Here is a 13,204-nt window from a genome sequence, read left to right as displayed (position 1 = left end):
ATGAAACCCGCCAGCTTCCTCAACGCCCATCTCGGCATGCTGCTGTGGGCGGTACTGATCGCCGCCTCGTTCTTCGCCGCGGCCCAGGTCAGCCAGGCCGTCGACCCGCTGTTGCTGACGGGCCTGCGCCTGCTGCTGTCGGCCCTGATGTTCGTGCCGTCGCTGTGGCTCAACGGCGGTTTCCGGATCACCCGCGCCGGGTTGCGGGCGCATGCGCTGCTGGGCCTGTTGCTGGCGATCTACTTCGCCTCGCTGTTCGAAGCGCTGAGGCATACCTCGGCGGTCAACACCGGCATCCTGTTTGCCCTGGTGCCGCTGCTGACCCTGCTGTTCGAGGGTGTCCTGCTGAGCGGCGACCCTGCGAAAAACCGCCTGTTGCCGATGCTGCTGGCGGCCGCCGGGGCCATGCTGCTGACCTTCAAGGGCGGCGCCGAGGGCATGCCGTCGCTCTACGCGGTCGGCGTCTATGGGGTCGGCTGCCTGGCCATGGCCGGTTATTCGCCACTGAGCCAACGGCTGAAAGCCACCAGCCTGAAAGATCGCAGCCCGGCCGCCATGACCTTCTGGAACATGCTGTTCGGCGCGCTGTTCCTGTTCGCCTTCTGCCTGCCCGGTGGCGCCTGGCGCAGCGCCGTCCTGCTCACTCTCGACGACGGCCTGTGGCTGCTGTACCTGGCTTTGTTCGCCACCCTGGCGACCTTCTGGTTGCTGCACCGGGCCATCGGGGTGATCGCGCCGGCCACGGTGATTTCCTACATCTACCTGAGCACCCTGTTCATCACCCTCTTCCATTGGTTCGGGCTGGGCCGGCAACCCTTGCCGAGCGAGTTGCTCGGCGCGCTGCTGGTGGGCCTGGGCATGTTCGCGCTGATCCTCGGCAGCCGCCGGCCGGCACCGGCGCTCGGCTGAACGCACAAAGCACAGGGACAAGCCGCTACGCGCTGCGCCACACTGCGCAGGTCGTGTTCTCGGAATTAATTGTCCCCTTGCTGTCCATGAAACCCCGGGGCAAGGATTCAATTAGGACGATCGTTCCGTTAGCATCAGGCGAGTTTGCGCACGACCGCGCGAGGTGCTTAACGAGACGGAACTGATGCTGAACAGTAACTTGCTTAGAAAGCTCGATATGCAGGACCTGATGGTGTTCGTCGCCGTGTACGAGCAAAGCAGCGTGACCGGGGTCTCGGAAACCCTGTGCGTGAGTCAGTCGACCGTCAGTTACTGCCTGAAAAAACTGCGCACCGGCTTCGAGGACGAGCTGTTCATCAACACCCGCACCGGCATGCGTCCGACCTACAAAGCCACCACCATGTACAGCCACGTGCTGAAGATTCTCGAGAGCATCAACCTGTGCCACTCCGGGGTCCAGGCTTTCGACCCGACCCGCCAGGCCGTCACCTTCAACATCTGCGCGCCGGAATATTTCGAACTGCTGATCCTGCCCCGCCTGCTCAAGGGCTTCGACTTCGCCGACCTGCCGGTGTCGGTCAATGTGCACAAGCTGGAAACCGACATCCCCGCCGATGAGCTGCGCGACGGCAGCCTGGACCTGGTGATCTGCTTCGGCCCGAACTTTCACCACAACCACCCCGACCTCAAGTCGCAGGTGCTGCTCGAGGATGACCTGGTGTGTGTCTTCGACAAGCGCGCGACGCCGCCGCTGGAGCCGCGTTTCAGCCTGCAGTCGTTCGTCGAGCGCCGGCATGTCTACCCCACGCCCTGGACCTCGACCACCAACATGGTCGACGGCTGGCTGGCCCGCCAGGCCCACCGGCGGCAGATCGTCGCGCGCTCCAACAGCTACAGCGCGGCGCTGAAGATGATCACCGGCACCGACTTCATCCTGACTCTGCCGCGGCGCATCCAGGCGCTGCTGACCAACGACGCGGTGTTCAGCCATTGCGAAGCGCCCAACGGCCTGCCGGGCTTTACCCTGGACATGCAATGGAGCGCGCACACCGACCAGGACAGCGCCAACACCTGGTTCCGCGAGCAGGTGGTCAAGGTCTGCGCGCAGCAGGGCCTATTGTAGGTTCAGGCCCTGCCGCATTCCGGCTCAGTGACCGATGCTGAGCTTGCCGTAGGAGTCGCGGTCGATATCGAGGATCTCCACCGCCAGTTGCAACTCGACGCCGGCCGGCCACTCGCAGAGTTCCTGCAGCACCGTCAGCAGGCTTTGCGAAAGCTGCTTCTTGATCTGTGGCGAACGCCCGCTGAGCAACGACAGCTTCACATGCACGAACCCCCGCTCGCCGAGACCGGTGCCGACGCGAAACGTCTCGACCTTGCGCGCGCGGCTCTTGATGTCGTATTCAGCGAACTGCCCGGACGCCACCAACGCGTGGTTGAACCGCAGCAGGGCCTTGTCGGCATCCAGTTGCGGCAGGTTGGCGGTGTATTCCATATACAGATGAGGCATGGCAGAGCTCCCTGAAAGGTGGCGTGAAAAAGGCGCTCCATACTACACGCCCCGCGACGGCCTGCCTGAAATCATCGACCCAGGGATAGGAAGCTCAACGGGCCTTGAGCGGCGCCTGGTCGCGGTCGCTCATGAACGCCTCCAGCCGCGAACGCAACCAGCGCTCGGCCGGGTCGGTATCGACATGGCTGAGCCAGACCATGGACAGGTCCAGGGTCGGGGTCTTGAACGGGAACGGCTCCTGGAACAATTGCCCCGACGCCGCCATGGCCGCCGCCGCGTAGTCCGGCAGGCTGGCGATCATGTCGGTCCCCGCCAGCAACGCCGGCAGCGCACTGTATTGCGGCACCGACAGCACCACCTGGCGCTGCCGGCCGATCTCGGCCAGCCACTCATCGGCAAAACCGCTGACATTGGCTGTGTGCGACACCAGCACGTGCGGGCGGGAACAGTATTCGTCGAGGGTCAGCGGCGTGTCGCTGGCATCGGCGCGCAGCACGCTGGGCTGGATATGCCGCAGCAGCTTGCGCTTGGCGTTGGCCGGCAGCCCACGGGTCTGGCTGATGCCCACGGTGATGTCGCCGGCGGCCAGCAGGTCCGGGATCCGCCAGTAGTCGGCATGTTGCACCACGAACACCACCTTCGGCGCTTCCTGGCGCAAGGCCCGCAACAGCGGCGGCAACAGGCCGAACTCGACGTCGTCGGACAGGCCGATGCGAAAGGTCATGGTGCTGCTGGCGGGATCGAAATCATGGGTCAGGCTCAAGGCCGAGGACAAGGCATCCAGCGCCGGCGACAGGTGCTGGATCAGCTCCTCGGCGCGGGCGGTCGGCTCCATCCGGTGGCCCACGCGAATGAACAGCGGATCGTTGAAGATCGCGCGCAAGCGATTGAGCGCCGAGCTGATGGTCGGCTGGCCGAGAAACAGCTTCTCCGCCGCCCGGGTCACATTGCGCTCGAGCATCAGGGTTTCGAACACCACCATCAGGTTGATATCGGCCTTGCGCAGTTCGTTGCGATTCATCCGTGTGCTCCATCCCCAGGTCGGAGCCCAGTGTAGAAAGGCCCCGCAATGGCGTCCATCGTCATCGAAGGGCCTTCATTCAAGCCTGAATGGCTAAGGGAAGGTAAAGGTGAACTCCGCCGCGCCATCGGCATCGCCGACCTTGACTTCGGCATCGCTGCCGGTGCGGATGTAGCCGGCCCGCAGCGGGATGATCGCGCTGTCGCCCACCCGTTGCATGTCGTAGAGGGTGCCGTCGTACTTGATCCGCTGCTGGTTCAGGTCGTTGATCATGATGATGCCGAAGCCCTTGGCGCTGTTGGGCGAAGCCGTCAGGTTGAGCACCGACGGGTCGGTGTGACCGGCGACCTTGTCGGTGAAAGTGATTTGTGGCTTGGCATTCAACGCGCACTGGCTCAGCTCGATGCGAAATGGCACCGGTGACGAGGTGGAACCCACCTTGGGAAAGTCCGCCAGGGAGAAACGCCCGAGCTTCACCGGGATGGTCTTGTACGACTCCACCTCGCATTTGTTGGGAATAATGGGCCCGGGCCCGCCACCCATATTGATGATGGCGGGCCCCATCAACGGGTAGGGTTTGCGGCAGATGCCGATGGGTATGTTGTCGTTCGGGATGCTGACCTCTTCGCCCAGGCTAGCCACACCCTTGAGCAAGTCGACCGCATACAGCGTCAGCCGCGAGCTGCCATCCACCTGCTTGACGATCAACTCGCCGCTGGGTAACTGGCTGGGGGGAACCGTCAGGATCAGAGACTGTATGTAGTTGGTCACCATCACCGAGCGCTGGTTCTGGCCAGCGCCGGGGTCAAACATGACCTGGTTCTTTTCCTGCGCGACGGGTTTGTTAGTCTGGGAAATCTCCCTGAGCACTCCGTCCGAGGAGTTCACGGCAATCTTGAAACCGATGCCGCTGATATTGGTTGGCGCAATGCCATCGGGCAATGGCGTGCCCGCGCTCCAGTGCCCGGCAGATACCAGCTCATGGGCCTTGTTGCCGGTGCCGCCGCCATATTTGTAGTTGGTGATCAGGGCCACCGGTCGTTGCCACAGGACGGCGCCTACCGGGGTGGCGCTGGTCAATGGCGTCACTTCCACCCAGGGCAGGCCGGCGTTGTTACTGAACGAGCAGTCGATCGCCTGGCTTTCCACCATGTCAGCCTGTGCCGTCGCACCGATCAAGCCCGGGAGCAGGCACGCCAATGCCTGGACAGTACGGTAAAGCCGACGCCTGCGGCAGCCAGGCCTGAACGCCAATGGGTGGATCATGGGGGGCATTCTCCATGTTCTGCTTGAGCGCGGCCGTGTTGGCCGACCGGCCTTGGTTGTGCATGGACGACCCGCGTCGCAGGGCATCCGGAAAGAGGTAATGGATCCTGAAAAAGCCGATACGCCATGCCGCGGCATGGCGTATCGAGAACCCGCGATACCTGGGTATCAGCGGGTCGTGCTGCTGGTTACTGAATGACCCCGTAGTTGAGGCCGGCCAGAGGTACCTGGGCCGCTTCACCCGATACCGAGTTGAACCTCATCTCGCCGTAGTTGACGCCCACCAGACCGCCGTAGGTCTGGCCGATACGAGGATTGAAGTTGATCTTGCCGGTGGCCACCGATTGACGAACGTTGCCCATGTTCAATCCGACCAGACCGCCCAGGTTGGCGTAGTAACCACCACTCACCGTGCCCAGGGCCAGGGAGTTGAGGATCTGGCCATGGTTCTGCCCTACCAGCCCGCCGACATTGCTGCGTTGGTCACCAAAGACCGGGCCCTTGGCCGTGGCGGTTTCGATGTTGGCGCCCTGGGTGCGACCGTTGGTGCCCACCAGGCCACCCACGAAGCTGTTGGTCCCGCCCCTGACTTCGCCACTGGCTTCGACCGAACTCAGATCGCCGTCGTTGTTGCCGATCAATCCACCGACATGGCTGTTGGTGCCCGCCATGACCTTGCCACGGGCCACTGCGTGACTCACGGTACCGCGATAGTTGTTGCCGATCAGGCCGCCGGTGCTGCTGTTGGCGCCGGCGGTGACATTGCCCAGAGCCTCGGCGGTATCGATCTGGCCGTAGTAGTTCTGGCCGACCAGGCCGCCCACGTTGGCGCCCGAGTTGTCATAGACTGCACCGGTGGCCTTGACGTCGTTCAGGGTGCTGTTCTGGTTGTAGCCGACCAGACCGCCTGCCGAGGCACTGCCGTAGCCAGTCACCGCGCCGCTGGCGCTGGACTCCCTGATCGCACTGTTGGTGTTGAACCCGACCAGGCCGCCGATGTTGCTGGCGGCATTACCCCGCACCGCTGCCGAGGAGCTCGAGCGCTCGAGCGTGCCATTCTGGTTGTAGCCGACCAGACCGCCAATGTTCAGGCCGCCGTAGCTGCTGGTGATGGTGCCGCTGCTCGAAGAGTCAGCGATATAGCCACCCTTGTTGCTGCCCACCAGCCCGCCCACGCTACCTGTGGTATTGCGCTGCATGTAACCCGAAATATTGACGTTAGTCGTGCTGTTGGTGATGCTGCCGACTCCGGCCAGGCCGATAATGTTTTCACCGACAAGCCCACCGATCGAAGAGGTGTAGGTGTTGCCGGTCACGTAGGAGGTAGGCCCCACCGACGCACGATCGATAGCGCCACCCGCGTTGAGACCGACCAGGCCGCCCACGACGTTGGTGTTCGCCGCGCTGGCGTTGACGCGCAGGCCAGTGGCGCTGATGTTGGTCAGCGTGCCGCTGTTGAGTCCTACCAGGCCACCGATATTGCTGAAACCGGTCCCCGAGGTAGTGCCATTGACGGTCATGCTGGCCAGCTTCAGGTTGCTGATGCTGCCCGAGTTGGCGGCAAACAGACCGACGTTAGGCCCGGTATTGGTCACCGTGAAACCGCTGACGGTGTTGCCCAGGCCATCGAAAACGCCAGAGAACTGGCTATTGCCGCCAATGGACTTGAAGGCGCCGTAACCCTTGATATTGGTACCCAGGACATACAGGCCGTTGAGGTTGTTATTGACCGCCTGCAACTGCGCGGTGTTCTGGATGACGCCATATTGCGAGCCATTGGAGTCGAACGCCGCGCCCGTACCGGACAGGGTCACTGTTGCGTTCTGCCCCAGGGCATAGCCATCGCCATGGTTCAGCCCGAGGCTACCGTTGGCCCCGCTGAGGGTCACGTTGCCATTGAGCCGGACCCTTTTCTCGGCGTTCATTTCGACCCGGGCATTGGCTCCGGTGGCGGTCAGCCCGCCATTGAGTTCAATATCGCCCTTGGAAGACAGCTTCAACCGATTGCCGCTGTTCCAGGTGACAGGACCGCCCACCACCACATCGCCGGAACTGCTGGCCAGCTCGATATTGGTGGTCGCCAGATTGCTCGACAGGGTATCAGCGTAGGCCGTATCGCTGCCCGATGCCGCGGTCGGGTTGACCTTGGCGGTGTTCGACGTGATCTTCCAGTTGCCTGTCTGGCCGTTGCTGGCCTGGGTATTGACCCGGCTCGCCAGTTGCACCTCGGTGTTCGCGCCCTTGGTCTCGATCAAGCCGCCGTTGCCCACGGTACCGATAGCACTGGCGGTCATGGAGCCAGCCACCAGCACCTTGCCCACATCGCCACCGTCGAGGGTGATCTTGCCGGCGTTGCCGCGCAGAGTATTGGCCTCGATGGAGCCCTGGTTGTTGACCACGGTCTGCAACATGTCGCTCGCGCTCTTGGCGGTCATCAGCACCTGGCCGCCGTCGGCCTTGAGCAGGCCGCCGTTTTTCACCAGGGCATCCACTGCGGCACCCTCGACTTGCAGGTTGAGCAGGTTGTTGCCGTCGAAGTTCAGGGTGAACTTGTCCCCCGCGCCCAGCGCCACCCGGCCCATTTGCGCCTGGATCACCCCATCGTTGCGCACGTTGGCCCCCAGCAGCGCGACGTTGCCGCCCTGGGCGGCAATGATGTCGCCGTTGTTGATGATCTGCGCCGGCGAGCTGCCCGAGAACGTGTAGTTGCCGGCCTCGAAGTCTTTATTGTCAATGTCCCGAGTCGAAGCCACCAGGCCACCCACGTTGACCTGGGCACCCTGGCCGAACACTACGCCGTTGGGGTTGACCAGAAACACCTGGCCATTGGCATTGATCTGGCCCTGGATATCACTGGCATTGGTACCGACGACGCGGTTCAGTGCAACCGAGTTTTTAGTGGGCTGGTGGAAGGAGACCTTCTCGCCCTTTTTGACGCTGAAGTCGTTCCAGTTGGTGATCAGCTTGTCACTTTTCTGGTTGATCGACATTTCCTTGCCATCGTTGAAGGTCAGGATATTGGCTTCCCCGGAGACATGGGTATTTCCCGTCGGCAGAGCGAATGCCGACGACATGGCGCCCACTCCCAGCAGGCTGACAGCCGCCACGACCATGCCCTTGCGCGCACCCGACTTGCGCCGGCGACGTGCCCCTTCATGAGCCACATTCCAGCACGCCAGGGCCTGGTTCCAAACCAGTGCATACATCTTGTTCACGATGCTTCCTCTTCTTTAAAAAACGCTCTGCAAACCATTTGCAGGGCGACACCACTCCTGCTACGAGCAGGTACTAGAAATATTGCGTCGCGTTCATCCAGACCTGGGGACGGCGCTCCGGCTTATCCCGGGTCTTGCCGTTGTCATGCAACGGCCAGGCGAGTGTCAGGTTGACTTGCTGCGAAGGCCCCACCCAGTTGGCGCCGATACCGGTCGCGGTGATCCGGCGGGTGTTGTTCTCGGAGGTCCAGGGCTGGCGGTTGACCTTGACCGTGCCGCTGTCGGCGAAGGCGCTGAGCTGCCAGCGCGGTGCCAGGGCATAGCGCAGTTCGGCGCTGGCCTGCCAACCCTGGTCGCCGCTGCCGGCGCCCACCGGATAGCCGCGCACACCGTAGGGGCCGCCAAGGCCGAGCTTTTCCGAGCTGTCCAGGTTGTCGTTGGCCCATTGCGCACTCAGCCGGGTGTAGAGCTGGAAGCGATCGCTCAGGCGCTGCAGGCGCGCCGCATTGAGATTGAGCTTGGCGAACTCGCCCGAGGTGCCCGCGGTGCGGCCATCCTGGACTTCTTCCTCGCGGTCGCCGAAGCGCAACCGCCCGCTGCCGTAGGACAGATCGAAGAAGTTCTGGCCGCCCCCGAAAAAACGGTCCTGGCTGTTGCCGCTGAGGCTCAGGGTCCACAGGTCGATCTGTTTGCGACTGCTGAATTCGACCAGGTCGATGTCGTCACGCAGCCGCTTGTCTTCGTATTGCAGTTGCGCAGTGAGGTCGAAGGTGCGGCTGCGCACCAGCGGCTGGGCGACGAAGAAACTGCGGAAGCTGGCGACACCGTGGTAATCCAGTACCTCGAAGTTCCTGCCCAGGCGGTAGCTCATTTCCGAGTACGCCCCGCCGATGCGGGTCGACCAGGGGCCGACCGGCAACTGGTAGGCCGCGCGGAAATAACGCTGCGACTCGTCGCTGCGCATCGCGCGCAGGCTCAGCTGGTCGCCAAGACGCAAGGGGTTGTTGAGGTTGAGGCTGCCCCCCAGGCGGTATTCGCCGGTGTAATAACCGCCGAAGTTGTCCGCCTCCAGGGTGCCGTTCAACAGTGGCCCGGATTCGGTATCGACCACCAGGTCGGTGGTCCCGTATTCCTGGCCAGGACGCAGGGTACCTCGGGCCTGGACCCCGGGCAGGTCGCTCAACAGCAAGAGACTGCGTTCCAGGTCCGCGTCGTATACCGCCTCGCCGCTGTTCAGCGACGACAGCGGCGCCCGCACCACTTGATCCAGGGCGCGCGAACGGTTCTGCACTTCGATGCGCCCGTAACGCCCCTCGACCACAGCGATCCGCACCAGGCCGTTTTCAATGTCCTGGGGTGGCAGGAAAGCGCGGGCCAATACATAACCCTGCTTCTGGTAATAGTCGGTAATCCGCTGTGCAGCTCCACGCAAACCAGCCAGGTCCAACTCCTTGTCGTGCAGGTCGGCCAGCAGTGCCTGCAAGCGCTCGGTGGTGAAAACCTGGTTGCCCTCGATGGCAAACGTCTTGACCTGCAGCCGGATTCCGGAGGTGTCCGGGGCTGCCGGCGCGGCGGGTGTCTCGGCCTTGGGCAGGTCCAACTCCAGCTCCGAAGGAGCAGGCTGCGCCGGCTGGACCGACTCGATGTCACGCATCGCCTGGCCGGCGTTGGGCACCTGCAAAGCCAGGGCGATATCGGGTACTGCCAGTGGCAGCAGCGCCGCCAGGACCAAACACGACCCGCGCCACCCCGGACTCATGCCCACAGGCGCTCGGCCACTGCCGCATGGCGACGTACTCGTCACGAATCTGCCCATCGCAAAACTACTGTTGTAACCGCGCACTTCCACTCAGCGTCTCCCCGCTGTCTACCGCCACCTGGTAACGAACGACCGTCGCACTGGCGACGGCTGCCTTTTTTGCTGCGGGCAGGGCGATACGGGTCGTGCCGAAAGGCTCGAGCGTGATCCCCTGCCAACTGATCGATTGAGTCCCGCTGCCCAGCTCCAACTGCGAGATGGACACGTAGTAAGGCGCCCGACTGGTGGCCAGCAGCGCCATCTGCCCGTCCGGCCCCGGGGTCTTGTCGAGGCTCCAGAGCACCTGCCCGATTGCCTCGTTCGCCTTGCCGGCAAGGCCCGCAGGGCGGTACAGCAGCTTCATGCGCATGCGATAGGCCAGGCGCAGCACATTGCTGTCGGTGGTCGTCACCGGCGGCACTTCGAGGAAGTTGATCCAGAACACCGACTCGCGATCGCCGGGCAAGGGTTCGCCGGTGTAACGCACCACCAGGGCGCTGCGCTGTTGTGGGTCGAGCCGTGAAATCGGTGGCGACAGGACGAACGGCACCGTCAGGCGACTCGGGTCGGTGTGCGTATCCCCCCGGTCCAGCCAGGCTTGCAGGAGGATCGGCGCATCGCCGGTGTTGCCGACCCTGACCGTCAACGCCGAGGCATTGGCCGGGTAGATGAAGCGCGTGCCGGTAATGGCCAGCGCCGCCTGGGCGTCGACGCACAGCGACATCAGCAACCAGGCCGACAGCAGGCCGCCACGGATCCGCCGAGCCATGGCCGAGGAGCGGCGCAAGCCGCATGCCTGTTGCATCAGCCGTTCCTCGCCTGGGCGGGTGCCCCGCCAGCGTCGGGAGGTACCGGGCGGCATGGCAGGTCGAACACCTCATAACCCTTCGCCTCGACAGTCTTGGCAGGCGCCGCATCGCGCTCGGGCAGGCGGTAGTCGATCAGGCATTGCTGCCCGGGCTGGTCACCCCATTCGACGCGGATCGAACCCTGGTTCTTTTCGCTGCGCAGCACCAGGCGACTGCCCTGGCCGACCGCGCCCATTTCCCCCCCGCTCTCGGCATCGGTGGCGATCGCGGCAAACGGCAGGAGCGCACCATTGGGTTGCAGGCTGTTGATCAGGAACGAGCGCGCCTTGCGGGTCGGGTACGACAGCATCACCACGGCCCCCGCCACCGGCGCGGTGTTGCGCGAGCTCACCTGCAGCTCGACGTCGTCGGGCATGCCCTGCGGGTCGATATCCACGGTGTTGAGCTGGAAAGGCGTCAGGCTGGGCACCACTGCGTAACCGCTGCCATTCACCCGCGCGCCGCTGTAGCCGACCCCTGCGCCCTTGGCATGAGGCGCGTAGACCAGGCCGCTGGTCTCACTCAGGGTCTGGGCAAACGTCAGCCCTCCGGGGTGCAGGATCATGCCGCCGGAAGCGCCGATGGACGCCTGGCGGTAATCGCTGCCCTGGGAAAAACTGGAACTCAAGGCCACCTGGGGCAAGGAATAATTGAGACTGGCGTTGTGGCTGGTTTCCCGTTGCTTGTCATCACGGGAAACGGCCACGGCATAGGAGGCTTTGCCCGCGTCGTCCACTGTTCCGGAAACGCCGCTGGTCAAATGGGTTCCCGTGCTCTGGTCGTGACTGACGAAGTTATTGAGCACCGTTGCACCCCGGGTCTCACGGCCCAGCGGGATCGTAAGGGTCAAACTCAAGGTCGTATTGCTACTGACTGCCCGACGCCCTGAAGACCGGTTCTGTCCCAAGGTGCGCTGTACGGCGAAGGAATAGCTGTTGCCCCGCCACTGATTGCTATAACCCGTGGAAAAACTCAGGGTCTTGCCTTGTCTATTCCAGTAATTGAGCGCCGAACCACTGGCATAGAAATGCCCACCAGTGGCCTTCAACTGCTGGCTGATATTCACATCCAGCCGGTCACGCATTCGGGAGAAGGCTTCCACCCGTTCGCCGTCCTCGACGAAGTCCTGCAACGCGACCGCGTCATGCAGTCCCAAATAACCACGGGTCGAGTAGCGATAAGCCAGTAACGAGAAGTTGGTACCGCTATTGGGCAGGTTCTTGCTATAGGAAAGACGCAGGCTCGTCCCCTTCAGACGACCCCTTCTGGGCACGTTGGTTTTGGCCTGGGTCACATCGAAGGCAAAGCCCCCCACATCGGTATTGAGCGCGCTCCCCATCAGTACCGACATATAACTGCCCGTGACAGCACTGCCGATGTATCCGGTAATGTCGTTATCCAGACCGTGCTGGGCTGTCCCTTGCAGCACATACTGGTTACTGCCGCGCAGCCCGGGATCGATGATCTGGCCGGCGGTGAAGCTGTATCGGGAGTTTCCAGGGCGCAGTAATTGAACAGTCGTGGCGAAGGGCACGGTAAAGCTGCTTCTCTTCCCGTTGGCCTCGGTCACAGTGACGTTCAAGTCGCCGCCGAAGCTGGCGGCTTGAAGATCGCTGATTTCGAACGGTCCCGGCGCAACGGACGTTTCCGAAATCAAGTAACCACGTTGATAAATAGAGACCTTGGCGTTCGAGCTGGCCGTCCCCCGGACAACAGGCGCATAAAAACGCTCGTTGTCGGGCAGCATCCGGTCATCGCTGGTCAGTTGGGCGCCGCGAAACGATACGGAGTCGAACAGATCGGCATTGGTGACGCTTTCGCCCACCAGCAACTGTGAGCGCCATGCCGGCAATTCGGTCTGGCCGTAGATGGAGCCACGCTGATAACGGCTACCCGCTTCCGGAGACCAGGTCAGGGTGCCGTTATGCCGCAAGCGCACCGACCCCATATTGAGCCCCATGTTCAGACCGGCGTAAGCGTCGGTCTGGGTTCGGCCGTTATTCTGTGCACTGAACAGGTTGGTGTTGTAGTTGAGCAGCCCTGCAGAAATGCCGCGATCCCAATTCGCCGGATCGACATAGGTTTTCGACCGGCCTTTCTGCAGGAAATATTGCGGGACCGAAAGATCGATCGTCAGCTTCTTGAGATCGATCTTCGTGGTGAGACCAGGAATGTAGCGAGCCAGGTCGGCGCAGTAGGTGCCCTCCGGCATGCTTTCGGCGGAAGGTTGCGCCGAAGCCTTGTCCAGATCGATACCGGCACGGACCAGCAACGAACGCTCATAACAGGGCTGGCCCCCTTGCGGCCCATGGGTGTCGCGAAACTCGATGTTCTGCGTGGCACGCCACTGGCCATTTACCAGCAGGTCGATGCGGTAATTGCCCGGAATGAGAAATCCCTGGCGCTCAAAGCGGCTGGTATCGATGGGGGCACCTTCGGTCTGAAACAACATCTGCGAATCGAATACCACGCCCTGCCCCGCAGGCTCGGCAGTGGAAGTTTCGGCCCATGTTTCAGTCGCCATGACAATCGCCGCCGTAGAAACAAGACCTAGAAAAAACCGAACTGGGCTCCAACCGTACGAAACTAACGCACAAGCAAAAACAGCCAGATGACTACGCTGGACGTTCAACA

At 62.9% G+C, this 13,204-nt stretch carries 9 protein-coding genes; 2 read left to right on the top strand and 7 right to left on the bottom strand.

Features of this window, described 5'->3' with window-relative positions; all coding sequences use genetic code 11:
* Both J4D28_RS18325 and J4D28_RS18320 read left to right on the top strand, forming a co-directional pair.
* A complete protein-coding gene (locus tag J4D28_RS18325) occupies window positions 1-909 on the top strand; it encodes a DMT family transporter (protein ID WP_103331397.1) in 909 nt (302 codons plus the stop codon).
* Window positions 910-1,093: 184 nt separating this feature from the next.
* Window positions 1,094-2,032 carry a LysR family transcriptional regulator gene (locus tag J4D28_RS18320; RefSeq protein WP_009047557.1) on the top strand — a complete coding sequence of 313 codons (939 nt, stop codon included), beginning with the start codon at window positions 1,094-1,096 and terminating at the stop codon, window positions 2,030-2,032.
* A 24-nt stretch (window positions 2,033-2,056) separates the two neighbouring features.
* Here J4D28_RS18320 and J4D28_RS18315 read toward each other — a convergent pair whose 3' ends face one another.
* The 7 genes from J4D28_RS18315 to J4D28_RS18285 all read right to left on the bottom strand — a co-directional run bounded on the left by J4D28_RS18315 (window position 2,057) and on the right by J4D28_RS18285 (window position 13,094).
* The gene (locus tag J4D28_RS18315; protein WP_009047556.1) at window positions 2,057-2,419 is read right to left on the bottom strand and encodes a 5-carboxymethyl-2-hydroxymuconate Delta-isomerase; all 363 of its coding nucleotides are present in this window, start codon (window positions 2,417-2,419) and stop codon (window positions 2,057-2,059) included.
* Between the two features lie 94 nt (window positions 2,420-2,513).
* Window positions 2,514-3,443, bottom strand: a complete 930-nt coding sequence (locus J4D28_RS18310) for a LysR substrate-binding domain-containing protein (RefSeq protein ID WP_009047555.1) — start codon at window positions 3,441-3,443, stop codon at window positions 2,514-2,516.
* Between the two features lie 93 nt (window positions 3,444-3,536).
* On the bottom strand, window positions 3,537-4,709 hold the full coding sequence (locus J4D28_RS18305; RefSeq protein WP_103331398.1) for a fimbrial protein: 1,173 nt from the start codon (window positions 4,707-4,709) through the stop codon (window positions 3,537-3,539).
* Between the two features lie 188 nt (window positions 4,710-4,897).
* Window positions 4,898-7,924: a GLUG motif-containing protein gene (locus tag J4D28_RS18300; protein WP_103331399.1), complete on the bottom strand. Its 3,027-nt coding sequence runs from the start codon at window positions 7,922-7,924 to the stop codon at window positions 4,898-4,900.
* Between the two features lie 73 nt (window positions 7,925-7,997).
* Window positions 7,998-9,683, bottom strand: coding sequence for a ShlB/FhaC/HecB family hemolysin secretion/activation protein (locus J4D28_RS18295; RefSeq protein WP_103331400.1), 1,686 nt, complete (start codon window positions 9,681-9,683; stop codon window positions 7,998-8,000).
* A gap of 64 nt (window positions 9,684-9,747) precedes the next feature.
* Window positions 9,748-10,491: a molecular chaperone gene (locus J4D28_RS18290; protein ID WP_371920943.1), complete on the bottom strand. Its 744-nt coding sequence runs from the start codon at window positions 10,489-10,491 to the stop codon at window positions 9,748-9,750.
* A 35-nt stretch (window positions 10,492-10,526) separates the two neighbouring features.
* Window positions 10,527-13,094 carry a fimbria/pilus outer membrane usher protein gene (locus J4D28_RS18285; protein ID WP_103331402.1) on the bottom strand — a complete coding sequence of 856 codons (2,568 nt, stop codon included), beginning with the start codon at window positions 13,092-13,094 and terminating at the stop codon, window positions 10,527-10,529.
* Between the last annotated feature and the right edge of the window lie 110 nt (window positions 13,095-13,204).

The sequence above is a fragment of the Pseudomonas sp. GW531-T4 genome, assembly GCF_017349615.1.
Classification (GTDB): domain Bacteria; phylum Pseudomonadota; class Gammaproteobacteria; order Pseudomonadales; family Pseudomonadaceae; genus Aquipseudomonas; species Aquipseudomonas chlororaphis_I.
Note: the sequence above shows the minus strand (reverse complement) of the source record. Positions and strands in the feature narration are given on the sequence as shown.